Raw genomic sequence first — 26,731 nt, 5'->3', positions numbered from 1 at the left:
CATTTGTACGACCGCTGGGCCGGCCGGGGCGACGCGCCGTCAGCCCTCGTAGCGTTCCGGCCGTTCGGGCTTGGCGCTGCGCGACATGAGTTCCCGCATGCACACGTAGGGCGCCTTGCCGTCGCGCACGATCGACACGACGGTGTCGACGATCGGCATCTCGACCTGGTGCCGCCGCGCGAGTTCCTGCACGGCGATGCAGGACTTGACGCCCTCGGTGGTCTGCTTGGCGGCCGCGCCGGCTTCCGCGACGGTCATGCCGCGGCCCAGGTTCATGCCGAACGTGTGGTTCCGGGACAGGGTCGACGAGCAGGTGGCGACCAGGTCGCCCAGTCCGGCGAGGCCGGCGAACGTGTGCTGGTCGGCGCCCATCGCGGCGCCCAGGCGCATCGTCTCGGCGAGGCCGCGGGTGATGAGCGACGCCTTGGCGTTGTCGCCGAGTTCCATGCCGTCCGCGATGCCCGCGGCCAGGCCGATGACGTTCTTGACGGTGCCGCCGAGTTCGCAGCCGACCACGTCGGTGTTCGTGTACGGGCGGAAGTACGGCGTCATGCACGCGGCCTGGAGGCGCCGCGCGACGTCTTCGTCGGCACACGCCACGACCGTCGCGGCGGGCAGCCGCCGGGCGACCTCGGCGGCCAGGTTGGGTCCGCTGACGACCGCGACGCGGTCCGCGCCGACGCCCGCCACCTCGCCGATGACCTCGCTCATCCGCTTGGCGGTGCCGAGTTCGATGCCCTTCATCAGGCTGACGAGCACGGCGTCGGGGGCGAGCAGCGGCGTCCACGCGGTGAGGTTCTGCCGCAGGACCTGGGCCGGGACGGAGAACAGCGCGAAGTCGGCGCCGGCCGCGGCCTTCGCGGGGTCGGTCGTGGCCGACACCAGGTCGGGGAGACGTACGCCGGGCAGGTAGTCGGGGTTCTCGCGCCGGGAGTTGATCGCGTCGACCACGTCCGGGCGGCGGCCCCACAGCGTCACGTCGCAGCCCGCGTCCGCCATGATCATCGCGAAGGCGGTCCCCCAGGAGCCGGTGCCGAACACCGCAGCGCGCGTCACGCGGCGCCGCCTTCGGTGTCGGCGGCCTTGGTCGCGTCGGCTTTGGTGGTGTCCGTCTCGGGTTCGTCGGCCTTGGGTTCGTCGACCTTCTCGACCTTCTCGACCTTCTCGACCTTCTCGGTCTCGTCGACCTTCTCGGCCTGCGGGTCGTCGGCCTTGCTCGCCTCGGTTGCGGGGGCCTCGGCTTCTGCCGTCTTCGGCTTGGCGGCCTTGCCCTTGCGGCGCTGCTCGCGCGGCGGGACGGGCTCTTCGCGGAGCCGGGCGAGCAGTTCGGTGACCGCGTCCATGATCTTGTCGGTCGCGCCGCGGAGGACCTCGGAGGTCAACTCGCGGCCGCGGAACTCGTCGAGGTCGACGGGCGGGCCGGCGATCACCTTCATGGTCTTGCGCGGGAACAGCTTGGGGCGCTTTGCGTACGGCGGCAGCAGTTCGTGTGCGCCCCACTGGGCGACCGGGATGACCGGCGCACCGGTGGTCAGCGCGATGCGCGCGGCACCGGTCTTGGCCTGCATCGGCCACAGCGCCTTGTCGCGGGTGATCGTGCCCTCGGGGTAGACCGCGACGCAGTCGCCCTTGTCGACGGCGGCCACGGCGGCGCGGAAAGCCAGCGCGGCGTCCGCGGAGTCGCGGAACACCGGGATCTGGCCGGCGCCGGTGATGATGCGGCCGACGACCGGGATCTTGAAGAGCGAGGCCTTGGCCAGGAAGTGCGGTTCACGCCCGGAGTCGTACTGGAAATGCGCGTACGTGAGCGGGTCGACGTAGCTGATGTGGTTGACCGCGGTCACGAAGCCGCCTTCGGCCGGGATGTGCTCCATCCCCCGCCAATCGCGCTTGGTGAACAACAGGAGCACGGGTTTGACCACCACGACCACGACGCGGTACCAGAAGCCGATCCTTCTGCGGGCCATCTGTTGCGAGCCTCCTGAGTCGTGGTGCGCCGTGTCACTGCTCACACAACCGGCGCCCTGGCTGACCGGATGCCGATTATGTACAAGGGAACACCATGGGGTGATCTCCCCCGGGCATTACCCCCCGGGCCCCGGCGGACGTCCGTAGTTTCCCGTGCGGGTCGTCGTGATGTCGAGAAAGGTCCTCGTCGTCAGGACCGCGCCCGGTCGGCGCGGCGGTTCGGACGAGATCCGAGGCTCTCGCACGGCATTCGGCACCGGCCGGGCATATATGCGGTCCAAGGGGACGGAAAACGGACGGAAAGCGGTCGGAAATCGGCGTTGCGCCGGACCCGTACGGAATGGCTGGGGAGGGTGAGGCGGAGATGCGATGGCGGCTCGTCGTGCCCGTCAAGGCGCTGCCGCGCGCGAAGACCCGGCTTGCGCCCGCGACCGGCGAACACCGCACCGGCCTCGCGCTCGCATTCGCCGCGGACACGGTGCGCGCCGCCCTGGCGTGCGCGGAAGTCGACGGCGTCCTCGTGGTGACGGACGACGCGCTCGTGAGCGCCGCTGTGCGGGCCGAAGGAGCCGAGACCGTCCCGGACACCCCGGGAGGCCTCAACCGAGCCCTGGAACACGGCGCCACGGCCGCCGCGGGGCGCTGGCCGCGATCCGGGGTCGCCGCGCTGTCCGCCGACCTGCCCGCACTGCGCTCCGCCGAACTGGCCCGCGTCCTCCGCGAAGCCTCCCGCCACCCCCGGGCCTTCCTCCCCGACGCGGCCGGAATCGGCACCACCCTGCTGGCGGCCGCTCCCGGGATTCCCCTGGCGCCGGCCTTCGGCGGCCCGTCCCGGGCCCGCCACCGCGCGTCCGGCGCCTACGAACTCGCACTCGCGGACGTGGACTCGGTACGGCGCGACGTGGACACCGGCGACGACTTGGCCGCGGCGGCGGAGTTGGGCGTGGGTCCGCGAACGGTGGGAGTGCTGAGGGGCATGGCGGTGGGGCTGCGGCGGGGGTGAGGCGGGTCGGCCGCGTGCGGGTCGGACTGGATGGGGCGGGAGTTGCGGGGGTGACGCGGCGGCGGGGTGCCGGTCGGCGGTGGGTGGGGGCCATGCGGGGCAACAGCGTGTGCGGGACGGCTCGGGGTCGCGGTGCCGGCTCGGTGTTGCGCGGGGCGGCTCTCAAGGCCGGAAGGTCGGGGCGTCGTCTGCCGGGCCGTAGGCTCGGGCGTATGCAGGGAACCGTGCACACCTTCGACCCCGCCACCCGTTCGGGGACCGTGCTGCTCGACGACGGGACGCCGTTGCCGTACCCGGCGTCGGCCTTCGACGCATCGGGGTTGCGGCTGCTGCGGCCCGGGCAGCGCGTGCGGCTCAAGGTCGAGGGCGAAGGCGCCGAGCGTGCCGCGGTGTTCCTGACCATCGCCACGATGTCCGACCCGTTCGTCTGACCCGGCTCCGCCGCTGGGCCGAACGGCCCAACCCCGGAAGTCGCTTGCCTCCCACGGGAACCACCGACCGCAGGCGCACCGCGCACCCCGTTAGCCCACCCGGGTAACGCCGAACGGCACTGCCGCGCAGGGGCACAGGCTGCCGGAGGCCAAGCCTCGCCCGCGAACTCCGGGCGAGGGAAGGCTTTTCACCACCCGGATGGCGTAACCGACTGCCGTGGCCGGCCGGCGGGCACGCCGCGGGCCGTCGGCCGGATCGACGGTGCCGGCAACCCCGCGACGGCCGCATTCCCGCCCCGCCAGAGCCCGTTGGCGATCGGCGCCGCTCCACGCGCCCCGCCAACCGCTCCCCAACCGCCACCAGTTCGGCGACAACGCCAGGTCCTGCAGGCACCGGGCCAAGCAGTACCCCACCCAACACCAGCCGCAGGCACCCCGCCCGCCCGGACCACCGACTGACCGCTCCGGAGCCACCCGTTCGGCCTATCCACCCCGCGCTTCCCGGGACGCTGCGCGAACCCCCTTGCCCTTCACGGCAACCGAACGCCCCGGCCCGACCTCGGGAGAGACGCAGCCTGCGTCGGCCGCCCTCGGCAGCGCTGCGCGGGCGGGAAGTCCGCGTCGCCCGGTGGCGCGTGGGTGGCCGGCGCCGGGACCGGCTGCGAACAACGACCTCGCCCAAGTCCACCGGCTCCCGGTCCCTCCCCCAAGCCGGCGCCTTTTCCTGCGCCTCACCCCACACCTGCGCGGCCAGCCCACCTCGGACTTGCCCCCGCCGCGCCTGGCCCGGGCCACAGCCCTCACGTGCCCCCGATCGACCCCTGCCTCACGGCCCCAGCCCCACACCCACCCGGCCCAACCCGCCCCCGACTTGCCCCACGCCGAACCGCACCGCGCCGCAGCCCTCACGCACCCCAGCCCTCGGCCTGCGGCCCGCGGCCCCGCCAGCCGAGGCCCTGGCCCCGCCCCGGACTTGCCCGTCGGCACCCCTCGCACAACGACGACAGGCCGGGCCCTATGGGAAGAAGGGCCCGGCCTGTCGACAGGGGTGCTGCTGTCCGGTTCGGGTTCCGGCCGTGCTCGGGAAAGTTCGGCCGGGGTGCCGTCCGGAGACGGCGGGTTCTGCGGTCAGGACTGGCGCAGAGCCGCCGGTGTGTCGCTTACTTCGCCCGCTTGGAGGCGGTCTTCTTGGCCGTGGACTTCGCCGCGGTCTTCTTGGCCGCCGTGGCCTTCGTCGCCGTCTTCTTGGCGGTGGCCGCCTTCTTGGCGACGGTCGCCTTCTTCGCCGCCGGCTTCGCGGCCGCGGTCTTGCGGGTCGCGGGCGCGGTGGTCTTCGCGGCGGTGGTCTTGCGGGCGGTGGTGGCCTTCTTCGCGGCCGACTTCTTGGCGGCGGTCTTCTTGGCCGCCGAGGTGCCCGGACGCGGGGTCGGGCTGGCCTTGGCCGCCGCGCTGCCGGACTTCGGGAGCTTCTTCGCGCCCGAGGTGATGTCCTTGAAGCCCTGGCCCGGGCGGAAGCGCGGGATCGCGGTCTTCTTGACCCGGACGCGCTCGCCGGTCTGCGGGTTGCGCGCGTAGCGGGCCGCCCGGTCCACCTTCTCGAACGAGCCGAACCCGGTGATGGACACGCGGTCTCCGCCCGCGACCGCGCGGATGATGGCGTCGAGGATCGCGTCCACCGCGTCTGCGGCGGCCGCGCGGCCACCCAGTCGGTCCTGGACCGCCTCGACAAGCTGAGCCTTGTTCACGTCTTCCCCTTCGAAAACCGATGCCGTATCAGATAGTCCGGCATTGGGCACGCTAAGCGCCCAATTGTGCTGAAGCAATTACCGAACGGACGAATCACCCTTGTGTCGCAACGGATTACAGACCTCGGCGGTGTCCGCAGCCCGCGCGGACTCCTCGTCCAGCTCGTCCATGAGCTTGGTGAGACGCCGTGCGGCGTCCGCCAGATCGTGTTTTGCGGCATCGGTGACGACAAGGAGGCGGCGAACCAGCGCCACTTTCGCGCCGTCCGGTATGTCGAGCTTACGCACCCGCGCATGGGCATCCTTCAACCGGGTGGCGAGTTCGGCGTATAGCCGGACTTCGTCGGGGCTGTCGGGATGCGCGGGTTGGTCCACACCGTGATTGTGACAGCTCATCCGACAATGGGCCTGTTGAGCCGGATCGGCGGAACCTCCTTACGCCCGGCCGGAAAAGCCCGAAGCGGCGGAGTGCGTGTGCACTCCGCCGCTTCCGCAAGGGAGTTGGCCTGCCTCAGGGTTGGCCCTGACCTGGCCGGAATCCGCGCGCCGCGGGACCCGGACGGGGCCCCGCGGGAGGGGTCAGACGGTCTGCGTCCGGGGCAGCCAACTCGGCCGGGTCGCCTCGAAAGCGGTGACGTCGGCCTCGTGCCGCAGGGTCAGGCCGATGTCGTCCAGGCCCTCCATAAGCCGCCAGCGGGTGTAGTCGTCGATCTCGAAGTCGGCGGCCACCGCGTCGTCTCCCGCCCCGGCCCGGACCTGCCGCGTGTCGAGGTCGACGGTGATCTCGACGGTCGGGTCGGCCTCGGTCAGCGCCCACAGGCGGTCCACGGTCTCCTGCGGGAGGACGACCGTCAGCAGGCCGCCCTTCAGCGAGTTGCCGCGGAAGATGTCCGCGAAGCGCGAGGAGATGACGGCCTTGAAGCCGTAGTTCTGCAGCGCCCAGACGGCGTGCTCGCGCGACGAGCCGGTGCCGAAGTCGGGTCCGGCGACCAGCACCGTGGAGCCCGCGCGCTCCGGCCGGTTGAAGACGAACTCGGGGTCCTTGCGCCAGGCCTCGAACAGCCCGTCCTCGAAGCCGGTCTTGGTGACCTTCTTGAGCCAGTGCGCCGGGATGATCTGGTCGGTGTCGACGTTGCTGCGGCGCAGCGGCATCGCCGTACCGGTGTGCGTGACGAACGGTTCCATGGGGATCAGACTCCAGCAGCGGTCAGGTCGGCGGGGGCGGCCAGGCGGCCCAGGACGGCGGTGGCGGCGGCGACCTGGGGCGAGACCAGGTGCGTGCGGCCGCCCTTGCCCTGGCGTCCCTCGAAGTTGCGGTTGGACGTGGACGCGCTGCGCTCGCCGGGGGCGAGCTGGTCCGGGTTCATGCCCAGGCACATCGAGCAGCCCGCGTAACGCCATTCGGCGCCCGCTTCGGTGAAGACCTTGTCCAGGCCCTCGGTGACGGCTTCCAGCGAGACGCGCACCGAGCCGGGGACGACGAGCATGCGCACGCCGTCGGCGACCTTGCGGCCGCGCAGGATGTCGGCGACCGCGCGCAGGTCTTCCATACGGCCGTTCGTGCACGAGCCGACGAACACCGTGTCGACCTTGATGTCGCGCAGCGGCTGGCCGGCGGTGAGACCCATGTACTCCAGGGCCTTTTCGGCGGCCTGGCGCTCGGACGGGTCGACGAACGAGTCCGGCTGGGGCACGTTCGCGGACAGCGGCGCGCCCTGGCCCGGGTTGGTCCCCCAGGTGACGAACGGCGCCAGGTCGGCCGCGTCGATGACGACCTCGTGGTCGAATTCGGCGTCGTCGTCGGTCTTCAGCGACGTCCAGTACTCCACCGCGGCGTCCCAGTCGGCGCCCTGCGGGGCGTGGTCGCGGCCCTTGAGGTAGGCGAACGTCGTCGCGTCCGGCGCGATCATGCCGGCGCGCGCACCCGCTTCGATCGACATGTTGCAGACCGTCATCCGGCCTTCCACGGACAGGTTCCGGATGGCCTCGCCGCGGTATTCGATGACGTAGCCCTGGCCGCCGCCGGTGCCGATCTGCGCGATGACCGCGAGGATCAGGTCCTTGGCCGTGACCCCGGCGGGCAGTTCGCCGTTGACCGTGACGGCCATCGTCTTGAACGGCGCCATGGGCAGCGTCTGGGTGGCCAGCACGTGCTCGACCTGGCTGGTGCCGATGCCGAACGCCAGCGCGCCGAACGCGCCGTGCGTGGAGGTGTGGCTGTCGCCGCAGACGACGGTCATGCCCGGCTGGGTCAGGCCCAGCTGCGGGCCGACGACGTGCACGACGCCCTGCTCGACGTCGCCGAGCGAGTGGATCCGGACCCCGAATTCCGCGGCGTTGCGGCGCAGCGTCTCCAGCTGGACCCGCGACACCGGGTCGGCGATGGGCTTGTCGATGTCGAGGGTGGGGGTGTTGTGGTCCTCGGTCGCGATCGTGAGATCGGTCCGGCGGACCGGGCGGCCGGCCTGGCGCAGGCCGTCGAAGGCCTGCGGGCTGGTCACCTCGTGCAGCAGGTGCAGGTCGATGTAGAGCAGGTCGGGCTCACCTTCAGCACGACGCACGACGTGTGCGTCCCAGACCTTCTCCGCGAGTGTCCGTCCCATCGCTGTCCCTCCGGTCGGCGTCGTTGCCGACTTTCCTGTGTCGTGTGTGCCGGGACCCGCGTCCGGCGGCGTCCCGCCGGCCCGGATCGTTCCGGCGGCGGTGCGCACGGCCCGCTTCCGCGCCACCCACCCGCGGCGCACAGTCCCTGCGTTTCGCACTCTGCCATCATGCCCGTCCGATAGGGACTTGCGTCTCGTCATTCGAGACGGCAATATCAGAGCATGGACAACTCTAGCGGAGTCGGCGTGCTCGACAAGGCCGCTGTCGTGCTGGCCGCGCTCGAAGCCGGTCCCGCGACGCTGGCGGGGCTGGTCGCCACGACCGGACTGGCCCGACCCACCGCCCACCGCCTCGCGGTGGCGTTGGAACACCACCGTCTCGTCGCCCGGGACATGCAGGGGCGCTTCGTGCTCGGCCCGCGCCTGGCGGAGCTGGCCGCGGCGGCCGGCGAGGACCGGCTGCTGGCCGCGGCGCACCCGGTGCTCGCGCACCTGCGCGACGTCACCGGGGAGAGCGCGCAGCTCTACCGGCGGCAGGGCGACATGCGCGTCTGCGTGGCGGCGGCCGAGCGGCTGTCCGGGCTCCGGGACACCGTGCCGGTGGGCAGCACGCTGCCGATGAAGGCCGGTTCGGCGGCCCAGTGCCTGCTCGCATGGGAGGAGCCCGAGCGGCTGCACCGCGGGCTGCAGGGCGCCCGGTTCACCGCGACCACGCTGTCCGGCGTGCGGCGGCGCGGCTGGGCACAGAGCATCGGCGAGCGCGAACCGGGCGTCGCCTCGGTCTCCGCGGCGGTGCGCGGCCCCAGCAACCGCGTCGTGGCGGCCGTGTCGGTGTCCGGTCCGATCGAGCGCCTCACCCGGCACCCGGGCCGGCTGCACGCGCAGGCGGTCATGGAGGCCGCGGCGAAGCTGTCGGACGCGCTGCGCAAGGCGCAGGTCGACGTCTGATCCGGCGGGGCGGGCCGGTTCGCTCCCCTGTCGACCCGGCCTCCGTCGACTGTACGTCCGTGACCGCCGAACCGGCGTCGAGCAGCGAAATCCGGACGCGCCCGCGGCGTCGCGCACGCGTCCGCCGGGGCGCCGTACAGGCCTCCGGAAACACGTCCGGTGCGCGCCCCGAGTGAGGCGCGCACCGGATCACGGCACGGTTACGGTGTGGTCAAGTCGACTCTCACGCGTCCGGGTCGAAGGTCTTCCATCCGTCGCCCCACGGGTCGTCCGCCGGGCCTCCCGCGGCGTCCAGCGGCGGGTGGCCGGGGGCCGGCGACTGCCCCTTGCGGGACTTGTCCGCGGCCGGCTTGCGCACCGGCGGGAAGGCCGCCGCGGCGGGCGGCTCGGACTTGCGCGCGGGCTTGGCGGCGGGCGCGGCGGGCTTCGCCGCCGGCTTGGCGGCCGGCGCCGCGGGCTTGCCGGACAGCGGCGCCGTCGGCAGCGGGCTGGGCGCCTTCATCGGGTTCGGCGGCACGAGCGGAAGCGGCGCTTCCGCTCCGGACCGGGCCTGTTCGCGGCCCGAGACGAAGCTGTCGAGCCGGTTGCGCACGTCCTGCGGATCTCGGGACAGGCCCAGCGGAATCGCGGGCATCACCGCCGCCACGACGTCGGCCGCCGCCCCCGGGACCAGGTTCGCCTGCGGCAGCCGCCGCGGCAGTCCCGAGTTCGTCGTGCCTTCCACCACCGGCTCACGCGCTGCCAGAGCTGCGCGCCAGCTGTTGTCGTCCACCGAACCCCCATCTCGGTTCGTCCGCCGTCGATCCACACCATGATCAGTTGCATATCGATTGGGCAACGGAAATTGCTGCCTCGACAGTAGCAACGCCCGACATGACGTGGGGGTTCCGGGGTCCGCGATCTCTGACGTTGTCACAGTTCTGTGAAACTTCCACGCGATCGGACCGCCGCACGCGCAACCACCGATGGCCGGAAACCACCCCCGGAAAAGCCGATCGGGCGGACTCCCCTGCTGGGGAGTCCGCCCGATCAGCCGCGTTTTCCGCGGGCGCCCGCGGCAGAGCCGCGGTGCCCGACTAGCGCAGCCGCGCCATCAGCGCGTGCTCGACCAGCGTGATCAGCGTCGACTTCGCCGACTCGCGGCGCCGTGCGTCGCAGCTGACGATCGGCGTCTCGGGGCCGATCTGCAGGGCCTCGCGCACATCGTCCGCGTGGTGGGTCTGCAGACCGTCCCAGCAGTTGAGCGCGATGATGAACGGCAGCCCGCTGTTCTCGAAGTAGTCGATCGCGGGGAAGCAGTCCGCCAGACGGCGGGTGTCCACGATCACGACCGCGCCGATCGCGCCGCGCACCAGGTCGTCCCACATGAACCAGAACCGGTGCTGCCCCGGGGTGCCGAACAGGTAGAGGATCAGATCCTCGTCCAGGGTGATACGCCCGAAGTCCATCGCGACGGTCGTCGTCGCCTTGTCCGGGGTCGCGGCGATGTCGTCGATTCCCGCGCTTGCGGAGGTCATCACGGCCTCCGTACGCAGCGGAGCGATCTCCGAGACGGCCCCGACCAGGGTCGTCTTGCCCACGCCGAAGCCGCCCGCGACGACGATCTTGGCGGAGGTCGTGGAGGACCGCGGTGCCGGGACGCCGCCCGGGCTAGAGCTTGCGAAGTCCACTGAGCACCCTTTCGAGCAGCGACACGTCCGGCTGCCCCTGGTCGTTCCCCGGCTGATGGATGACCACGAGTCCGGCCTCGGCAAGGTCCGCGACGAGCACGCGGGCCACGCCGAGCGGGATGGAGATCAGGGCCGAAATCTCGGCGACCGACTTGACCTGCCGGCACAGATCACAAATGCGCTGGTGCTCGGGCAGCAGGCCAGGCGGGTTCGCCACCTGGGGTGTGGTCGTGACCAGCGCTTCCAGCGCGAGCTGGTAGCGCGGCCTGGTCCGTCCACCCGTCATGGCGTACGGGCGGACCAGGGTCTCGTGGAACTCCTGGTCCCCGTGATCGGACATCTCCGGATGAGTCATCGCGGCAGGGCACCTTGGAGTTCTGCGCGAAGAGCCGGAGTGAGGACCGTGCCGGCGCGGTCCACCAGCAGGGCCATCTCGTAGCCGATGAGGCCGATGTCGCACTCCGGCGAGGCCAGTACGGCCAGCGAGGACCCGTCGGAGATCGACATGATGAACAGGAAACCCCGTTCCATCTCGACCACCGTCTGCGTGACGTGCCCGCCCTCGAAGATGCGCGACGCACCCTGGGTCAGGCTGGTCAGGCCGGATGCCACGGCGGCGAGCTGGTCCGCTCGGTCCCGCGGGAAGCCCTCGGACAGGGCGAGCAGCAGGCCGTCCGCGGAGACCACGACCGTGTGGGACACCCCGGGGGTGTTGTCCACGAAATTCGTGATCAGCCAGTTCAGGTTCTGCGCGGCCTGGCTCAACTCAGTCATGCCTGCTCCTGGTTGTTCTGGTCACGAGGCTGCGGGGCCGATCCCCCGGCCCCGGCAGTGCGACCCTGCTGAATGCCTCGGCGGAAGTTTGTCAGGCGACCCCGCACGTCGTCGGGGTTGCGCGAAAGTCCCGGACCACTCTGCGGCGGGACGGGCGCCGGACCGGCCGGCGTACCCGGGACACTCGGTGCGGCCGGCGTCGACGGACGCGCCGCGGGGGCGGCACCGTCCACTCCGCCGGGCACCAGGTTCGCGCGCGGAACACGGCGCGGCAGACCGGCCGTCGTCGTTCCGCCCGAGGCGGGCTCGCGGACGGCCTCGGCCGCCCGGAAACCCTCGTCTCCGGCCGAATACCAGCCGGACTGCACCGCTTCCGGTGCCTGCTCGGCCGGCGCTGCGTGCGCCGCCTGGCGGGGCACCGACTGCCCGGGCGCCTCCGCCGGAGCGGCGGGGCCCGCGTGCGAGCGGCGCGGGAGCCGGCCGTCGGGGTCCGTGCCGCGCTGCGGCAGCAGCTCGTCCGTCCCCTCGTCGACCGGCTCGTCGACTCCGCCGCGGCCCGCACTGCGCACCTGGGCGGCGCGCATGCGGCCGCCGCGGCCGGTGCGGCGGTGGAACCAGTCCGACTCGAGCGTGTCGAAGATCGGGGACCGCTCGTCCTCGACCGTCATCGGCACGGCCGGGGCTTCCAGCGCGTTGACCGGCTCCTGCGCGGGCAGTTCGCGCTGGGGCTGCGGCATCGGGACCGGCTGCGGGACGCCCGGCGCCCGGACCGGCTCCGGCCGGCCCGCGAGGCCGTGGCCCGCATCGTGGCGGCCGTCCTGCGGCTGCCCGGGCATCCCCGAGCCGTCGCGGAACATGCCGCGCTGGTCGGGCGCGTCCTGCTGCGGACGGCCCGGCGCCGGCTGGCCCTCGCCACCGCGGTGCAGCGCACGCGGCTCGCCTTCACGGCGGGCCGGCATCGCCGGCTGGCGCAGCGCGGGAAGCGCGTCGCCTGCCGTCGGCTGCGCCTGGGCGCGGGTCCCCTCGGGACGCCGCTGGGGCGCCTCGTAGGCGGGCATCTGCGCGGGCGGGGCCACGGGGGCGAGGCCCTCGTAGTCCTGCCCCTGCTGACCCGGCTGACCCGGCTGGCCCGGCTGGACCTGCGGGGTCTGCTGGGTCTGCCACGCGGAAGCGCGCTGCTGCTGCGGGTCGGCCACCGGGTAGGCCCCGGTCTCCGGACCGCGGCGCGGCGGACCGGCGGCCCGGTCGTTGCCGCTGTGCTCGGCCGGCTCCTGGTCGAACTGGGGCTGCGGGTACGCCTGCTGGTCGTACTCGCCGCGCCCGTAGCCGGGCGCCTGGCCGAAGTCCCCGACGGCCGGCTGCTGCTGCGTCCGGTCGTACTGCGGGCGTTCGTACGCGGGCTGCTGCTGCGTCTGCTGCGGCAGCGGCTCGCCGTCCCGGAACGGGGACGCGAACTGTGCGGTGCCGGTCCGCGGGTCGTCCGCACGCGGCGGCTGAGGCGCCTGGGGCGCCTGCGGGGCCACCGGGGCGAACGGGTTGTCCGGGTCGGCCGCGGGGGTGAACGGCGTGCCGGGGAACGGCGTGTCGTGCGTGGCCGGGCCCTCGCCGAACATCGACGCGGGCTCGTAGCCCGACGGCTGCGCCGCCGGGTTCGCCTGCGGCATGGCGGACGTGTCCGACAGGCCGTTGGCGGTGCCACCGCGCTGCGGCAGCAGGCGCGGCGGCTCGCTGCGTCCGGCCTCCGGGCCGGGGCGCTGCGGGCCGGGCGCGGCCGACGCGGGCAGCGCCGGCATTTCCTGCGACGAGGTGAGCGCGTCGGGCTGCCACCCCTTCTCCACCGCGGGGCGCTCGCCGGTGTTGCCGTTCTTGTCCCAGGTGCCGCCGGGGCGGTCGCCCTGGATCAGCTCGATGGGGAGCATGACCAGCGCGGTGGTGCCGCCGCCGTCGCCGGGGCGCAGCTGGACGCGGATGCCGTGCCGGGTCGACAGGCGGCCGACCACGAAGAGGCCCATGCGCCGCGATATGGAGACGTCGACCACGGGCGGCCGGGCGAGGCGCTGGTTCGCGTCCGCCAGGTCGTCGCCGGTGAGGCCGATGCCGTTGTCGTGGATCTCGATCAGCGCGCGGCCGTCCGGCAGGATGTGGCCGGTCACGCGGACCTTGGTGTGCGGGCTGGAGAACGTGGTGGAGTTCTCCAGCAGCTCGGCGAGCAGGTGCACGAGGTCGTTGACCGCGCGGCCCGCGATGTCGGTGGTCGGCAGCGCGCCGAGTTCGACGCGCTCGTACTGCTCCACCTCGGAGGCCGCGGCACGGAGCACGTCGACCAGCGGGACGGGGCGGGTCCACCGGCGGCCGGGCTCTTCACCCGCGAGGACCAGAAGGTTTTCACCGTTGCGGCGCATACGCGTCGCGAGGTGGTCGAGCTTGAACAGGTTGGCGAGCTGGTCCGGGTCGGCCTCACGGTTCTCCAGGTCGGAGATGAGCGCGAGCTGGCGCTGGATCAGGCTCTGGCTGCGGCGCGACAGGTTGACGAACATCGAGTTGACGTTGCCGCGGAGGAGCGCCTGTTCGGCCGCGAGGCGGACCGCTTCGGCGTGGACCGCGTCGAAGGCGCGGGCCACCTGGCCGACTTCGTCGCGGGTGGCGACGCCGATCGGTTCGACCGTGAGGTCGACGTCGCCCGGCTCGGACTCGGACAGCCGGCGAACCGTTTCCGGCAGCCGCTGTTCGGCGATCTCGAGCGCGCTGCGGCGCAGCGTGTTGAGCGAGCGGACCAGCGAACGCGCCACGATCACACCGAGGATGATCGTGATGAGCAGCGCCGCGACGACGAGCACGGTGTTGACGAGGGCTTCCTGGCGAGCGTCGTCACGCAGGCTGTCCGCCTGGGTGAGCAGCTCGTCGCCCATCACCGTCTCGACCTTCATCAGCTCGGTGACCTTGCCGTTGGTCAGCGCCCAGGCGCTGTCCGCGGAGAAGCCCGGTGTCGCGCCGATGCCCTTGCTGTTCTGGTTCGGCGGGTTCATGGCGGCGTTCACGTTGACGAGCAACGCCATGACGTCGCCGGCCTTGCCCCTGGCGGCCGCGGAGTCGTACATCTTGCGCGACGAGTCCGTGGCGATCGACTTGAACTTGCGGACCGCCTCGTCGTCGGACGGGATGATGCTGCGGAAGCCTTCGCGGGCGTCCGCGAAGGCTTCGTTCGGCTTGGCGCCGTACGCGGCCAGAATCGCGCGCTCCACCGAGGCGTAGGCCTTCAGTTCGCCGAACAGGCCCAGGGCGCGAGCGCCCTGGATCAGGTCCGGGTCGCGGGTGATTTCCGGCGCCTGCTGGTTGATGGCCAGCAGCTGGATGATGATCTTTTGGTAGTCCTGGATCGTGATGAACGGCGTACTGCTCTGGTACGCGGACTTCCGGATCGTGCCCAGGTTGCCCATCTGGGTGCGGATGGTCGCGGTCGTCGCCTTGATCAGCGGCAGCGAGTCCATGTCCAGCCGGGCGAATGCCGCCTGCAGGCGGTCGTACTGGTCGTTCGTCTGCTTGTAGAGACCCTGGATCGTCTGGTTTGTCTCGGCGCTTGCGCCGCCCATGATCAGCGGGGCGCTTTGGTCGCGCTCCTCCTCCAGTGCCGCGACCAGCGTCGTGGACTCGTTGATGACGTCGCCGGCTTTCTGCACGACGTCCATCTCACGCGTCTTGTCCACGGAAGACTGGATGCGCAGGCCACCGAGCAAGGCCGCGACGACGACCGGCAGCAGCAGCAGCGCGGTGATGCGCGTGCGGATGCGCCAGTTCTTGATGGAGAAAAGCAGCTTCAACCGCGAAGGAGCCGCAGGGGCTCGACTGGCGGTTAGCTCTTGGGGCGGGCGCATGTCTGCGGACCCGGCAGCGGCCGGGGCTTCCGCGGAATCCTGCTGCCTCTTCCGACGTCCCTGCACTAGCTTCGCAACCTCTTGTGACCAGTCGTTGACCCGCCGGATCGGCGAGGCTTGTGTGCGGAGATCCCGGACGGGACCGCGCTTGGGAACCACCCCCGTGGTCGCACGCATTTCAGCACAGCACAAGGGCCGCAACAAGATAGCGGGGTCGGGAAAAATCCGGACACCGGACAAGTGGCCGAGTCAAAACCTTTGTCCGATTCCGCCCCGTTATTACCGGCTGCTTTCGGACAAATCGACACGGGTTTGGCGCGAATACCGGGAGGTCAAAATCACAGGTTTACCCAGGAACTCCGTCACGTATCGCAGGCAAGCGGTCACAGACCGCTACCCTATCGCTTTCGCCCGCCTCGGATTGCTGTAACCAACAGTAACCTTGATATTCAGAGGCTTCCGCCGAACCCGCCGAAATCGAAGGGACGGATCTTTCCGCCATGGGCCTGAGCACGCACCGCACCAACACCGCCAACCCGCGCCGTACCCAGGTCGACACCGTGCCGGTCCGTCCCCAAGACGCCGCCGACGACGCCGTGCAGCCGCCGGCCGCCGGCCCGACGGCCAACCCGCGCCGCACCAACCTGGTCGAGCTCCAGGACTGAGCGCGCCCCCGCGCCCCCCGCGCACACCCGCACGGGCGGCAGCGGCGGGAATGCGGCGGAGGCCCGCGGCCGGCCCGGGATAGCCTGGGGACGACCTACCAGCCCCCGACTCATACCGAGGTTGCGGCCCGTGCGCATCGTCAGGTTCTCCACCGGCGACTCCTTCTCCTTCGGCGCGGTGGGGAGCCCGCGCGAGCAACCCGGCGAGCTGGTGGTCGCCGAACTCGACGGCCACCCGTACGGCGGCATCTCGCTCACCGGACGGACGTTCCCCCTGGCCGACGTGCAGCTGCTCGCTCCCGTGCTGCCCAGCAAGATCGTCGGCATCGGCAAGAACTACGCCGACCACGCCGCCGAGATGGGCGGCACGGTCCCCGAGGTGCCGATCGTCTTCCTCAAGCCGTCGACCGCGGTCGTCGGCCCGGACGCGCCGATCGTCTACCCGGAGATCTCCACCGAGGTCCACCACGAGGCCGAACTCGCCGTGGTCATCGGCCGGCTGTGCCGCGACGTGCCCGCCGAACGCGTCCCCGAGGTCGTGTTCGGCTACACGTGCGCCAACGACGTCACCGCCCGCGACCTCCAGCGCAGCGAGGGCCAGTGGGCCCGCGCCAAGGGCTTCGACACGTCGTGCCCGCTCGGACCGTGGGTGGAGACCGAGCTCGACCCGTCGAACCTCGCCGTGACCTGCACGGTCAACGGCGAAACACGGCAATCCGGCCGGACCTCCGAGATGGTCCGCAGCATCACCGACCTGATCGTCCACGTGACGGCCGCGATGACGCTGCTCCCCGGTGACGTGATCCTCACCGGGACCCCCGCGGGCGTGGGCCCGCTCCAGGTGGGCGACGAAGTCGCCGTCACCGTCGAAGGCATCGGAACTCTCACCAACAGGGTGATCAAGCGTGGCTAGCGAGCCCCAGGGCGCCGATGTGCGCGTCCGTTTCTGTCCCTCCCCGACCGGCAACCCGCACGTGGGCCTGGTCCGGACCGCGTTGTTCAACTGGGCGTTCGCCCGGCACAACGGCGGCACCTTCGTCTTCCGTATCGAGGACACCGACGCCGCGCGCGACTCCGAGGAGTCGTACGAGCAGCTCCTCGAAGCCCTCAAGTGGCTCGGCTTCACGTGGGACGAGGGCCCCGAGGTCGGCGGCCCGCACGAGCCGTACCGCCAGTCGCAGCGCATGGACATCTACGCGGACGTCGCCAAGCGGCTGCACGAGGGCGGCTACGCCTACGAGTGCTTCTGCACCGCCGACGAACTCGAGCAGCGCCGCGAGGCCGCCCGCGCGGCCGGCAAGCCGTCCGGCTACGACGGCCACTGCCGCGACCTGTCCGCGACCGAGATCGACGCGTACCGCCTGGAAGGCCGCGAGCCGATCCTGCGGTTCCGGATGCCCGACCGCACCATCACCTTCACCGACCTGGTGCGCGGCGAACTCTCCTTCGAGCCCGAGCACGTGCCGGACTACGGCATCGTGCGCGCGAACGGCAAGCCGCTCTACACGCTGGTGAACCCGGTCGACGACGCGCTCATGGAGATCACCCACGTGCTGCGCGGCGAGGACCTGCTGTCCTCGACGCCGCGTCAGGTCGCGCTGTACGAAGCCCTCGCCGCGATCGGCGTGGGCAACGGGACCACGCCGCGCTTCGGCCACCTGCCCTACGTCATGGGCGAGGGCAACAAGAAGCTGTCCAAGCGCGACCCGCAGTCCTCGCTCAACCTGTACCGCGAGCGCGGGTTCATCCCCGAGGGCCTGCTGAACTACCTGTCGCTGCTGGGCTGGTCGCTCGCGGCCGACCGCGACTACTTCTCCGTCGAAGAGATGGTGGCCGCGTTCGACATCGCCGACGTGAACGCCAACCCGGCGCGCTTCGACCTGAAGAAGTGCGAAGCCGTCAACGCCGCGCACATCCGCGACCTGGCGCCGGACGACTTCCGCGACCGGCTCGTGCCGTTCCTGCAGGGCGCCGGCCTGCTGCCCGCGCGGCCCACCGCCGCGCAGCTCGAACTCCTCGGCAAGGCCGCGCCGCTCACCCAGGAGCGCATGGTCGTGCTGAGCGAGGTCGTCGGCATGCTCGGCTTCCTGTTCGTCTCCGCCGAGGACTTCGCGCGCGACGAGGCGGACGCCGCCAAGGTGCTCACCGCGGACGCCGTGCCGGTCCTCGAGGCGTCCGTCGCGGCGCTGGAGAAGGCCGAGTGGGCGACCGACCCGATCCAGGCCGCGCTCCGCGAGGCGCTCGTCGAGGGCCTCGGCATCAAGCCGAAGAACGCGTTCACGCCGCTGCGCGTCGCGGTCACCGGCCGCCGCGTGTCGCCGCCGCTGTTCGAGTCGATGGAACTGCTGGGCCGCGACACCACGCTGGAGCGGCTCCGCTCGGCGCTGGACGCGACCCGCGCCTGACACTCCTCCGGACGCCCCGGAAAGCCGCCTCCGGCGGCCCCGGAGCAGGGTCCGGAAGCCCGGTCCGCCGGGTGTGCGCACCGCCGTCCGCGGCGGTGCGCACCCGGCTCCGGAACCCGTTTTGGTGGCGACCGCCTGATCGGGTAAAGTTCTACTCGTTCCGCCGCCGAGGCGAACGGAACACCGGCGAGATCCCCCCAAACAGGGGGTCGTGCTTTGGGGTATGGGGTAATTGGCAGCCCGACGGATTCTGGCTCCGTTAGTCTAGGTTCGAGTCCTGGTACCCCAGCTGTGTCTCCGCAAGGAAGACACAGCTGGAGATCGTGAAAACGGTCGACAGTGTTGTTTATCTGAGTGTGTTATGTGCGTAGCGGCCCCGTTGTGTAGCGGCCTAGCACGCCGCCCTCTCAAGGCGGTAGCGCGGGTTCGAATCCCGTCGGGGCTACGCGAACCGGAGCGGTCCCAGGGCCGCTTCGGGCTAGGGCCCCGTTGTGTAGCGGCCTAGCACGCCGCCCTCTCAAGGCGGTAGCGCGGGTTCGAATCCCGTCGGGGCTACCAGAGCAATCCCTCACCGGTCCGGTGGGGGATTTTTGCATTCACGGGCCGACGGGCCGATTCGCCGCGCGCAGCCGAGAGCCGCGCAGCGGGCGCTGCGCGGCTCTGGACGGGCTGTCAGGCTTCGGTGGAGGGCGTCAGTCCGGCCTTGAGGAGACCGTACGTGTACGCGTCCTCCAGGGCCGCCCACGAGGCGCCGATGACGTTCTCCGCGACGCCGACCGTGCTCCACTCGGTCTTGCCGTCGCTGGTCTCCACGAGGACCCGGGTGATGGCGTCGGTGCCGTGCCGGCCTTCCAGCAACCGGACCTTGTAGTCGACCAGTTCGAACGAGGCCAGCTCGGGGAAGATCCGCTCCAGCGCGAGCCGCAGCGCGCGGTCGAGGGCGTTGACGGGGCCGTTGCCCTCCCCCGTCGCGACGATCCGCTCGCCCTTGGCGTGCAGCTTCACCGTCGCCTCGTTGACCTGCCCGCCGCCACCGCGCAGTTCGCTGATCGCGCGCCACGACTCCAGGGTGAAGAAGCGCTCGCGCTTGCCCATCACCTCGTCGCGCAGCAGGAGTTCGAACGACGCGTCGGCGGCCTCGTAGGTGTAGCCGTTGGCCTCGCGCGCCTTGACCTGGTCGACGACCCGGCCGACCAGCTCGCGGTCGCCGGAGAGGTCGTAGCCGAGTTCCTTGCCTTTCAGCTCGATCGACGCGCGGCCGGCCATGTCGGACACCAGCATGCGCATGTCGTTGCCGACGAGCGCCGGGTCGATGTGCTGGTACAGGTCCGGGTCGACCTTGATGGCGGACGCGTGCAGGCCGGCCTTGTGCGCGAACGCGGAGATGCCCACGTACGGCAGGTGGGTCGACGGCGCGAGGTTGACCACCTCGGCGATGGCGTGCGAGATGCGGGTCATCTCGCGCAGGCGGCCCTCGGGCAGCACCTGCATGCCCTTCTTCAGCTCCAGCGCGGCGACGATCGGGAACAGGTTGGCGTTGCCGACCCGTTCGCCGTAGCCGTTCGCGGTGCACTGGACGTGCGTGGCGCCGCCTTCGACCGCGGCGAGCGAGTTCGCGACCGCGCAGCCGGTGTCGTCCTGCGCGTGCATGCCCAGGCGGGCGCCCGTCTCGGCCTTGACCCGGGCCACGATCCACTGGACCTGGCTCGGCAGCATGCCGCCGTTGGTGTCGCACAGCACGACGACGTCGGCGCCGGCTTCGTGCGCGGTGCGGACGACCTGGGTGGCGTACTCGGGGTTGCCCTTGTAGCCGTCGAAGAAGTGCTCGCAGTCGACGAACACCCGGCGGCCCTGGGCACAGAGGTGGGTGACGGTGTCGCGGACCATCGCGAGGTTCTCGTCGAGGGTGGTGCGGAGCGCGAGGTCGACGTGCTTGTCGTGCGACTTGGCGACCAGGCACACCACCGGGGCGCCGGAGTCGAGGAGCGCCTGCACCTGCGGGTCGGCGGCCGCGGTGGTGCCCGCCTTGCGGGTCGCGCCGAACGCCACGAGCTGGGCGTTCTGCAGGTCGAGCTCGGTCTTGGCGCGCTCGAAGAACTCGGTGTCGCGGGGCACGGCGCCCGGCCAGCCGCCCTCGATGAAGCCGACGCCGAACTCGTCCAGGTACCGCGCGATGATGAGCTTGTCGGCCACGGTGAGGTTGATGCCCTCACGCTGCGAGCCGTCGCGCAGGGTGGTGTCGAAGACGTGGAAACTGTCGTCGGTCATGTCCGTGGGCTCCTGAGATTTCAGGTTACGTCGGGTGGCGGTCCGAATGGCGTGCGGTGCCGGGTGGAGCGGGGTTGCCGGTGCTGCGGTGTGCCGCCGGCCGGCCGCGGGTTCCCGGGTACGGGTGCCGCGGCCGCGGCGTGGCCCGCGCGCGCTGCCGGCCGGGGGGTGTCCGGCCAAAACAAAAGACCCCTCGCGGTCGCGAGAGGTCTGCGTGCGGGCGGTGGGCTGGAAACGCTGCCCCTGGGTGGGGGTTCAGCCCGGTGCCGGCACGCTGCGGCTAATAATGAGCCACTGATGCACGTTGGGCAGTCTGCCACACGATCCGCACGCCGGTATCCAGGTCTCACCATTCGGGCGTCCCGCCTACCCGCGGCAACCGGACGGGAGCAGTTGCTCCCGCCCGGTGTGACCAGCGCGGATCCCTGCCGGGGCGGGGATCAGACGATCTTGTGCTGCCACCCGTGCGTGTCGGCTTCGGCACCCGTTTGGATGTCGAGGAGGGCCTTGCGCAGCTCCATCGTGATCGGCCCGGCGCCGCCGTCGCCGACGGTCCATTCGGCGCCGGCGGACTTGACCGAGCCGACCGGGGTGATGACCGCGGCGGTGCCGCACGCGAAGACCTCGGTGATGGTGCCGTCGGCGTTGCCCTGCTGCCAGTCCTCGACCGAGAGGCGGCCTTCCTCGACGGCGTAGCCGCGGTCGGCGGCGAGCTGCAGCAGCGAGTCGCGGGTGATGCCGGGGAGCAGCGAACCCGTGAGGGACGGCGTGACGATGGTCGCGTCCTTGCCGCTGCCCTTCACGAAGTACAGGTTCATGCCGCCCATTTCCTCGATCCAGCGGCGCTCGGTGGCGTCCAGCCAGACGACCTGGTCGCAGCCCTGCTCGGCGGCCTGGGCCTGGGCGACGAGGGAGGCGGCGTAGTTGCCGGCGCACTTGGCGGCGCCGGTGCCGCCGGGGGCGGCGCGCACGTACTCCTTGGACAGCCAGACCGAGACCGGCTTGACGCCGTTGGCGAAGTAGGCGCCGGCCGGGGAGGCGATGACCATGAAGAGGAACTCGTTCGACGGGCGCACGCCGAGGCCGACCTCGGTGGCGAACATGAACGGGCGCAGGTAGAGGCTCTGCTCCTCGGCACCGGGCACCCACGCCTGGTCCTGGCGGACGAGCGCGTCGACGGCCGCGACGAAAAGCTCCTCGGGCAGCTCGGGCATCGCGAGGCGGCGCGCGGACGCCTGGAAGCGCTGGGCGTTGGCCTGCGGGCGGAAGGTCGCGACGCCGCCGTCGGGCTGACGGTAGGCCTTGAGCCCTTCGAAGATGGACTGCGCGTAGTGCAGCGTCATGTTCGCCGGGTCGATCTCCAGCGACGCGTACGGCACGAGCTGGGCGTCGTACCAACCGCGCCCGGCGCTCCAGCGGATCGTCACCATGTGCTCGGTGAAGATCCGGCCGAAGCCGGGGTTCGCCATGCGGGCGGCGCGCTCGTCGTCGGAGAGCGGGGTGGCGGTCGGCTTGAGGTCGATCGTCGCGGGGGTCGTCATGTCTACCAGTGTCCTTCACCGAGGGATTGACAGGGGGCATCGAGTCTCGGGACCGCGGAGTGGTGCGGGCGCACGGCCGCGGAGCGGCCGCGCGCGCCTTTCACTTACGGGATACCCGGCTTCTCCCCTGGCCCTCGGCCGGGGTGCCGCGTCTCGGATCAGACGTTAACGCACGTTCGCCGGGGCGGGACAGGCGCGGGCGGCCGTCGCGGCGCCGCCCCCGGGGCGGGCGGGGGCGGTGCCGATACGGCGGAAGAAGCCGGGGGTGCTCACTGAGCGGCCGGGGGCTTCCGGGCGCGCGCCGACGGTCCCGTGTCGGCGGGTGTCCTACGACCGGCTGCTCAGCCGGCTACTCGCTTGGCGATCGCGTCGCCGATCTCGCTGGTGGAGCGGGTGCCGGACGACGAGCGCTCGGCCAGGTCGGCGTCCACGGCGGCCTCGACGGCGCGGGCCGCGTCGGTGTGGCCGAGGTGCTCCAGCAGCATGGCGACCGAGAGGATCGTCGCGGTCGGGTCGGCCTTGCCCTGGCCGGCGATGTCCGGCGCGGAGCCGTGCACCGGCTCGAACATCGACGGGAACTCGCCGGACGGGTTGATGTTGCCGCTCGCGGCCAGCCCGATGCCGCCCGCGATGGCGGCGGCGAGGTCGGTGAGGATGTCGCCGAACAGGTTGTCGGTGACGATCACGTCGAAGCGCTCGGGCTGCGTGACCATGAAGATGGTCGCCGCGTCCACGTGCAGGTAGTCGGTGGTGACGTCCGGGAACTCGGCGGCGACCTGGTTGAAGACGCGGCTCCACAGGTGGCCGGCGTGCACCAGGACGTTGTTCTTGTGGACCAGCGTGAGCTTCTTGCGCGGGCGCGCCTGGGCGCGGGCGAAGGCGTCGCGGACCACGCGCTCGATGCCGAACGCGGTGTTGAGGCTGACCTCGGTGGCGACCTCGTGCGGGGTGCCGGTGCGGAGCGTGCCGCCGTTGCCGACGTACGGGCCTTCGGTGCCTTCGCGGACCACGACGAAGTCGATCTGCGCGTCCGGGCCGAGCGGCGACGCGACGCCGGGGCCGAGCTTCGCCGGGCGCAGGTTCACGTGGTGGTCGAACGCGAAGCGGAGCTTCAGCAGCAGCCCGCGCTCGAGCACACCGGACGGCACCGACGGGTCGCCGATGGCGCCGAGGAGAATGGCGTCCTTGCCGCGCAGCTCGTCGAGGACGCTGTCCGGCAGCGTCTCCCCGGTGCGGTGGTACAGCCGGGCCCCGAGGTCGTACTCGGCGGTCTCCAGGGCGACGTCGGCCGGCAGGGCCGCGGCGAGGACCTTGAGTCCTTCGGCGACGACCTCCTGGCCGATCCCGTCGCCGGGGACCACTGCGAGACGGATGCTGTTGGCGCTAGCAGACATGAATCGGACCTTACTCCCGGTCCCAGCTTCTGACACGGCAAGTCCGCCATCTGGACGTCCGGGCTCGCGGTCGCCACTGTGCGGGTATATCGCCCGTACTACGCAAGCGTAAGAGCAGCTCCGGTGCCTGGTGGACGTCCGCCAAGGAGGCGAACCGCACATACTCCGGAGCTTTCGCCGACATCACCTCGCTGCGTAGGGCCCTGGGGGCGCCGACGGAGGCGGAATGGTCGTCCTTGTCGTGGGCACGGGATGCTCGGCATTCTGACTCCCCCGGCCACCAACGCGGCTTCGCCGGCTGGCTCGGCGGGCTGGTCACGGCGGCCGAGCCGGCATCATAGCGCCTGCTTCGTGCCCTGGAAGGCGCGACGACCGGCGAACCGCACCGCCGGGTCCGCAAACTGCTGGGTCAGACCCAATATGTCGCTGCCTGGAAACGGCGATGCTTTGTGACGTATACGGCAGCCGGGTCGGCCTGCTGGTGGAGTGCCCGTACCCGGCCGCGGTCCGCTCCGGGAAGTCGCGTGCCAGCGTGACCGGGCATCACGTCCTGCTGCTCGGCGTCGACCTGCGCGCACCATGAGGCGGTCGTGGATGTCGCCGTCCTGCCCGACAAGCCTGCCGATCGATTTCATGCTCGGTGACGAATCCGCCGCGGTTCTCGGCAACCTCAGTCGGCAACATCGCCGCCTGTCCGACCTTAAGGCTGTCCTGGCCAAGCCTGGGGTCGCCCTGCAGCATGCGGCGGGACGATATGAGCCCGACGTTGAGGCCACGATCCGCGCATTCGTGGATTGGCGCGCCCCACAGGTGCTGGGGGTGCTGCGTCACCCAACGAGGCAGGCTCGCTGGGGCACGCCGGCTCATCGAAGACTGGCATGGGGCCTGTTCATGGCGTCACCGCATCGCGTGGCGCGGTGTCTCAGCAGCATGGACGACTGGGTCCCCGGCCCGGATGGGTCCCCGGCCCGGAACGGACACAGCTCGGAAGTTGGTCCCCGACTGGGTGCGGTTCGTCCTGGAACCTACCGGCTCCTCTCACAACTTCGCGGCAGCGACGCTTGCTGTCGCCGAGGGGACGCCGTACTCGCACGCCGGGCCGGGCGGTGAACTCCCCCTGGCATGCAGCATCCCCGAGTAGCAGGCGCGGCCGATGCGGAGCGACGTCGGTATGTGCTGCAATTCCTGGACCGCGCCCAGTCGGCCGCCGGTCGGCCGCGAGCCGCCGCCATCCCTGTTCCGCAGGCGCGGCTCGCACCGGGAAGCGCGCGGGGAAGGAGGCGTTCCATGGGACATCCGCTGCGCTTCTCACCGCATGTACTCCGGCGCATCGGCGAGGAACTGGTCCAGCATCCCGATTACGGGATCATGGAGTTGGTACGCAACGCCTACGACGCCGACGCACGGCACTGCCGCATCACCCTGTCCGATGCCGCCGAACCCGGCGGCAGCATGGAGGTCTCGGACAACGGCGAGGGGATGACGGTCGATCAACTGGCCTCTGGCTTCCTGCTGATCGGCAGCTCCGGCAAGACCAGCGGCACCAATCGGTACTCCAAGTCCGGACGGCGGAAGGTCGGCGAGAAGGGCCTCGGCCGGATCGCCGCGCTGCGCCTTGGGCGCCGGGTGTGCGTGCAGACCCGGCCTGCCTCGGAACCGGGCACCGAGTACACCCTCGACATCGACTGGGACCGCATCGACAGCGCCCATGCCGTAGAGGACATCACCCATGACATCCGGCGACGGCAGACCGCGGAACCGCCGGGAACGCGGATCGTGGTGCGCGACCTGCGGGATGGATTCGGCGAGGCGCACGCAGAGCGCCTCGCCCGAGGGCTCGTCCTGCTGTGCGGACCCCCCAATCCGCAGGGGGACTTCGTCGTCACGTGCGACGCCCCCGGATATGCGGCCCTGGAACGCAACGTCCTGCGGCCTTGGGAGAAGTTCACTTCCTTCGTCGAGTACCGCTTGGTCGCCGAGCTGGACGCCGACGGCCAAGCCCGCGCGGTCCTGCACAACTGGGCCGGTGAGGGAGAGTTCACCGGAGAACACGGGGATGTCGCGGTCGACCGTACGGCCCGCACCCGATGGCGGCAGCCGGTGACGCAGTTCCACGCTCCTGCGGCACGACTGGAAGTGTGGATGTTCAACCTCAACCCCGGCGCGTCCGCAGAGCTCCGGCACGTCCAGCAGGACACTCCGGGCTTGCGCGATTGGCTGCGGGAACTGGGTGGAGTGCATCTATTCCACCGGGGACTCCGGGTACAGCCGTACGGCGACCGTGGAGACGACTGGCTGGGCATCAACCTGCGCCGCGCCGCGAGCCCCGAGGTCCGGCCGTCCACCAACAACTCCTTCGGCTGCCTGTGGGTCGACGACCCGGAGGACCTGCTACTGCCCAAAACCGATCGCAGCGGCTTCGCCGACAACACCCCCTTCCTCGAGCTGCAGGCGTTCGCCCGCTGCGCGCTGGACTGGGCCGCCCAGATGCGCATGGACAAGCGGGAGGCCCGTCGCGTCGGCCGGGTACGCAAGACCCGGGACCGCGCCGCGGCGGCCGAAGACGAGCTGAACCAGGCCCTAGAAGCCGCCGGGCAGCACACTCCGACGTTGTTCGAGAGCGACGCACTGCCCTCGGACGTCGCACGGATCAAGCTCGCGGCACGCGAAGTGGTGGCCAGCAAGCAGGAGGAGATCGAGGCGCTGCGCGAGGACCTGCTGCTGTACCGGACTCTGGCGACGGTGGGGACCAGCACGGCAGTGTTCGCGCACGAGTCCATGCAGCCCGCCGCACGCATCACCACCCTGCTCAAGTCCGTCCGGACCCGGCTGCGGAAAGCAGTCGACGAAACCCTCTTCGTCACCAAGTTCGAGGGGCCACTCGAAACCTCGATCAGCAGCGCTGACACCGTCCATACCTTTGCCCGGCTGCCGCTCGATCTTCTGGCGAAACGCAAGCGCCGCCCGGAGGACGTCGACGTCGACAGCGCCTGCGAAGAGACCGCGAAGCTGTTCAAGCGCTACCTAGATCTGCGCAACATCGAAGTGCAACTGCACTTGGATTCGCGGCCGTCTACCGTAAGGACCACGATCGCCGACCTGGAGTCCATCGTCTCGAACCTGCTCGCGAACGCAGCGCACACCCTGACCCAGGTCCCCTCCGAGCAACGTGCGCGCGTCATCCGCATCTCCACCCAGAGCAACGAATCCACGGTGGTCCTGGCCGTGGACGACAGCGGCCCCGGCATCACGGGCCTCAAACCGCACGAGATCTGGCAGCCCGGCCGTACCACACGCGACAACGGCACCGGCCTCGGCCTGACCATCGTCCGGGACATCGTCGCGGACTTGCGCGGCCGCCATGAGGCGAAAGAGAACGGAGAGTTGGGCGGAGCGAGTATCGTGATCGAGCTGCCCGCTTCCAAAGCGGCAGCCGGACACTGA

The 26,731-nt window shown here is 71.2% G+C and carries 22 protein-coding genes and 3 tRNA genes; 11 read left to right on the top strand and 14 right to left on the bottom strand.

Features of this window, described 5'->3' with window-relative positions:
- Nucleotides 1-39: 39 nt before the first annotated feature.
- Nucleotides 40-1,056 carry an NAD(P)H-dependent glycerol-3-phosphate dehydrogenase gene (locus ABEA93_RS00860; protein ID WP_345673249.1) on the bottom strand — a complete coding sequence of 339 codons (1,017 nt, stop codon included), beginning with the start codon at nucleotides 1,054-1,056 and terminating at the stop codon, nucleotides 40-42.
- Nucleotides 1,053-1,967 carry a lysophospholipid acyltransferase family protein gene (locus ABEA93_RS00855; RefSeq protein WP_345673248.1) on the bottom strand — a complete coding sequence of 305 codons (915 nt, stop codon included), beginning with the start codon at nucleotides 1,965-1,967 and terminating at the stop codon, nucleotides 1,053-1,055. Before ABEA93_RS00855 ends, ABEA93_RS00860 begins: the two co-directional genes overlap by 4 nt.
- A gap of 365 nt (nucleotides 1,968-2,332) precedes the next feature.
- Between ABEA93_RS00855 and cofC the strand changes: the two genes are divergently transcribed.
- Both cofC and ABEA93_RS00845 read left to right on the top strand, forming a co-directional pair.
- The gene (cofC, locus tag ABEA93_RS00850) at nucleotides 2,333-2,971 is read left to right on the top strand and encodes a 2-phospho-L-lactate guanylyltransferase (protein ID WP_345673247.1); all 639 of its coding nucleotides are present in this window, start codon (nucleotides 2,333-2,335) and stop codon (nucleotides 2,969-2,971) included.
- Nucleotides 2,972-3,183: 212 nt separating this feature from the next.
- Nucleotides 3,184-3,402, top strand: coding sequence for a cold-shock protein (locus tag ABEA93_RS00845; protein WP_345673246.1), 219 nt, complete (start codon nucleotides 3,184-3,186; stop codon nucleotides 3,400-3,402).
- A 1,160-nt stretch (nucleotides 3,403-4,562) separates the two neighbouring features.
- Here ABEA93_RS00845 and ABEA93_RS00840 read toward each other — a convergent pair.
- The 4 genes from ABEA93_RS00840 to leuC form a co-directional block, all read right to left on the bottom strand.
- Nucleotides 4,563-5,147, bottom strand: a complete 585-nt coding sequence (locus ABEA93_RS00840) for an HU family DNA-binding protein (RefSeq protein ID WP_345673245.1) — start codon at nucleotides 5,145-5,147, stop codon at nucleotides 4,563-4,565.
- A gap of 78 nt (nucleotides 5,148-5,225) precedes the next feature.
- Nucleotides 5,226-5,543, bottom strand: a complete 318-nt coding sequence (locus tag ABEA93_RS00835) for an SCO5555 family protein (RefSeq protein ID WP_345673244.1) — start codon at nucleotides 5,541-5,543, stop codon at nucleotides 5,226-5,228.
- Between the two features lie 183 nt (nucleotides 5,544-5,726).
- Nucleotides 5,727-6,332, bottom strand: coding sequence for a 3-isopropylmalate dehydratase small subunit (gene leuD, locus ABEA93_RS00830; protein WP_345673243.1), 606 nt, complete (start codon nucleotides 6,330-6,332; stop codon nucleotides 5,727-5,729).
- A 5-nt stretch (nucleotides 6,333-6,337) separates the two neighbouring features.
- Nucleotides 6,338-7,750: a 3-isopropylmalate dehydratase large subunit gene (gene leuC / locus ABEA93_RS00825; RefSeq protein WP_345673242.1), complete on the bottom strand. Its 1,413-nt coding sequence runs from the start codon at nucleotides 7,748-7,750 to the stop codon at nucleotides 6,338-6,340.
- A gap of 222 nt (nucleotides 7,751-7,972) precedes the next feature.
- Here leuC and ABEA93_RS00820 point away from each other — a divergent pair, with 222 nt between their 5' ends.
- Nucleotides 7,973-8,698: an IclR family transcriptional regulator gene (locus ABEA93_RS00820; RefSeq protein WP_231778302.1), complete on the top strand. Its 726-nt coding sequence runs from the start codon at nucleotides 7,973-7,975 to the stop codon at nucleotides 8,696-8,698.
- 223 nt (nucleotides 8,699-8,921) lie between these two features.
- Here the strand turns inward: ABEA93_RS00820 and ABEA93_RS00815 are convergent, their stop codons facing one another.
- The 5 genes from ABEA93_RS00815 to ABEA93_RS00795 form a co-directional block, all read right to left on the bottom strand.
- Nucleotides 8,922-9,470, bottom strand: coding sequence for a hypothetical protein (locus tag ABEA93_RS00815; protein ID WP_345673241.1), 549 nt, complete (start codon nucleotides 9,468-9,470; stop codon nucleotides 8,922-8,924).
- 304 nt (nucleotides 9,471-9,774) lie between these two features.
- On the bottom strand, nucleotides 9,775-10,368 hold the full coding sequence (locus ABEA93_RS00810; RefSeq protein WP_345673240.1) for a GTP-binding protein: 594 nt from the start codon (nucleotides 10,366-10,368) through the stop codon (nucleotides 9,775-9,777).
- Nucleotides 10,349-10,828 carry a DUF742 domain-containing protein gene (locus ABEA93_RS00805; RefSeq protein ID WP_423532527.1) on the bottom strand — a complete coding sequence of 160 codons (480 nt, stop codon included), beginning with the start codon at nucleotides 10,826-10,828 and terminating at the stop codon, nucleotides 10,349-10,351. Before ABEA93_RS00805 ends, ABEA93_RS00810 begins: the two co-directional genes overlap by 20 nt.
- Nucleotides 10,720-11,142, bottom strand: a complete 423-nt coding sequence (locus tag ABEA93_RS00800) for a roadblock/LC7 domain-containing protein (RefSeq protein WP_231778306.1) — start codon at nucleotides 11,140-11,142, stop codon at nucleotides 10,720-10,722. The genes ABEA93_RS00805 and ABEA93_RS00800 overlap by 109 nt, the downstream gene beginning before the upstream one ends.
- Complete coding sequence (locus ABEA93_RS00795; protein ID WP_345673239.1) at nucleotides 11,139-14,960, bottom strand: sensor histidine kinase; 3,822 nt, start codon at nucleotides 14,958-14,960, stop codon at nucleotides 11,139-11,141. Before ABEA93_RS00795 ends, ABEA93_RS00800 begins: the two co-directional genes overlap by 4 nt.
- 554 nt (nucleotides 14,961-15,514) lie before the next feature.
- On the opposite strand from ABEA93_RS00795, the gene ABEA93_RS00790 reads away from it, so the two are divergent.
- The 6 genes from ABEA93_RS00790 (at nucleotide 15,515) to ABEA93_RS00765 (ending at nucleotide 18,642) form a co-directional block, all read left to right on the top strand.
- Nucleotides 15,515-15,679, top strand: coding sequence for a hypothetical protein (locus tag ABEA93_RS00790; RefSeq protein WP_345673238.1), 165 nt, complete (start codon nucleotides 15,515-15,517; stop codon nucleotides 15,677-15,679).
- Nucleotides 15,680-15,809: 130 nt separating this feature from the next.
- On the top strand, nucleotides 15,810-16,592 hold the full coding sequence (locus tag ABEA93_RS00785; RefSeq protein WP_345673237.1) for a fumarylacetoacetate hydrolase family protein: 783 nt from the start codon (nucleotides 15,810-15,812) through the stop codon (nucleotides 16,590-16,592).
- Nucleotides 16,585-18,084: a glutamate--tRNA ligase gene (gene gltX / locus ABEA93_RS00780; RefSeq protein ID WP_345673236.1), complete on the top strand. Its 1,500-nt coding sequence runs from the start codon at nucleotides 16,585-16,587 to the stop codon at nucleotides 18,082-18,084. The genes ABEA93_RS00785 and gltX overlap by 8 nt, the downstream gene beginning before the upstream one ends.
- A gap of 217 nt (nucleotides 18,085-18,301) precedes the next feature.
- A tRNA-Gln gene (locus ABEA93_RS00775) sits at nucleotides 18,302-18,373 on the top strand.
- An 83-nt stretch (nucleotides 18,374-18,456) separates the two neighbouring features.
- Nucleotides 18,457-18,529 (top strand) — tRNA-Glu (locus ABEA93_RS00770).
- 37 nt (nucleotides 18,530-18,566) lie between these two features.
- Nucleotides 18,567-18,642 (top strand) — tRNA-Glu (locus ABEA93_RS00765).
- A gap of 114 nt (nucleotides 18,643-18,756) precedes the next feature.
- On the opposite strand, the gene cimA is transcribed toward ABEA93_RS00765, so the two are convergent.
- From cimA to ABEA93_RS00750, 3 genes are all read right to left on the bottom strand, one after another.
- Complete coding sequence (gene cimA / locus ABEA93_RS00760) at nucleotides 18,757-20,352, bottom strand: citramalate synthase (protein ID WP_345673235.1); 1,596 nt, start codon at nucleotides 20,350-20,352, stop codon at nucleotides 18,757-18,759.
- A 440-nt stretch (nucleotides 20,353-20,792) separates the two neighbouring features.
- The gene (locus ABEA93_RS00755; protein WP_345673233.1) at nucleotides 20,793-21,893 is read right to left on the bottom strand and encodes a branched-chain amino acid aminotransferase; all 1,101 of its coding nucleotides are present in this window, start codon (nucleotides 21,891-21,893) and stop codon (nucleotides 20,793-20,795) included.
- A 341-nt stretch (nucleotides 21,894-22,234) separates the two neighbouring features.
- Entirely contained in the window at nucleotides 22,235-23,287 is a 1,053-nt protein-coding gene (locus ABEA93_RS00750; protein ID WP_345673232.1) for a 3-isopropylmalate dehydrogenase, read from the bottom strand.
- A gap of 442 nt (nucleotides 23,288-23,729) precedes the next feature.
- On the opposite strand from ABEA93_RS00750, the gene ABEA93_RS00745 reads away from it, so the two are divergent.
- Both ABEA93_RS00745 and ABEA93_RS00740 read left to right on the top strand, forming a co-directional pair.
- A complete protein-coding gene (locus ABEA93_RS00745) occupies nucleotides 23,730-23,870 on the top strand; it encodes a hypothetical protein (RefSeq protein ID WP_345673231.1) in 141 nt (46 codons plus the stop codon).
- A 704-nt stretch (nucleotides 23,871-24,574) separates the two neighbouring features.
- On the top strand, nucleotides 24,575-26,731 hold the full coding sequence (locus ABEA93_RS00740) for a sensor histidine kinase (RefSeq protein ID WP_345673230.1): 2,157 nt from the start codon (nucleotides 24,575-24,577) through the stop codon (nucleotides 26,729-26,731).

It is taken from the genome of Yinghuangia aomiensis (assembly GCF_039542225.1).
GTDB lineage: Bacteria > Actinomycetota > Actinomycetes > Streptomycetales > Streptomycetaceae > Yinghuangia > Yinghuangia aomiensis.
The sequence above is the reverse complement of the archived record's forward strand: the minus strand, read 5'-3'. Positions and strand labels throughout refer to the sequence as shown.

Coding starts and splice junctions, on each gene's coding strand:
- ABEA93_RS00855 (WP_345673248.1), bottom strand. CDS start 1,967: ATGGCCCGCAGAAGGATCGGCTTCTGGTACCGCGTCGTGGTCGTGGTG.
- cofC (WP_345673247.1), top strand. CDS start 2,333: ATGCGATGGCGGCTCGTCGTGCCCGTCAAGGCGCTGCCGCGCGCGAAG.
- ABEA93_RS00845 (WP_345673246.1), top strand. CDS start 3,184: ATGCAGGGAACCGTGCACACCTTCGACCCCGCCACCCGTTCGGGGACC.
- ABEA93_RS00835 (WP_345673244.1), bottom strand. CDS start 5,543: ATGAGCTGTCACAATCACGGTGTGGACCAACCCGCGCATCCCGACAGC.
- leuD (WP_345673243.1), bottom strand. CDS start 6,332: ATGGAACCGTTCGTCACGCACACCGGTACGGCGATGCCGCTGCGCCGC.
- leuC (WP_345673242.1), bottom strand. CDS start 7,750: ATGGGACGGACACTCGCGGAGAAGGTCTGGGACGCACACGTCGTGCGT.
- ABEA93_RS00820 (WP_231778302.1), top strand. CDS start 7,973: ATGGACAACTCTAGCGGAGTCGGCGTGCTCGACAAGGCCGCTGTCGTG.
- ABEA93_RS00800 (WP_231778306.1), bottom strand. CDS start 11,142: ATGACTGAGTTGAGCCAGGCCGCGCAGAACCTGAACTGGCTGATCACG.
- ABEA93_RS00790 (WP_345673238.1), top strand. CDS start 15,515: ATGGGCCTGAGCACGCACCGCACCAACACCGCCAACCCGCGCCGTACC.
- cimA (WP_345673235.1), bottom strand. CDS start 20,352: ATGACCGACGACAGTTTCCACGTCTTCGACACCACCCTGCGCGACGGC.
- ABEA93_RS00755 (WP_345673233.1), bottom strand. CDS start 21,893: ATGACGACCCCCGCGACGATCGACCTCAAGCCGACCGCCACCCCGCTC.
- ABEA93_RS00750 (WP_345673232.1), bottom strand. CDS start 23,287: ATGTCTGCTAGCGCCAACAGCATCCGTCTCGCAGTGGTCCCCGGCGAC.
- ABEA93_RS00745 (WP_345673231.1), top strand. CDS start 23,730: ATGCTTTGTGACGTATACGGCAGCCGGGTCGGCCTGCTGGTGGAGTGC.
- ABEA93_RS00740 (WP_345673230.1), top strand. CDS start 24,575: ATGGGACATCCGCTGCGCTTCTCACCGCATGTACTCCGGCGCATCGGC.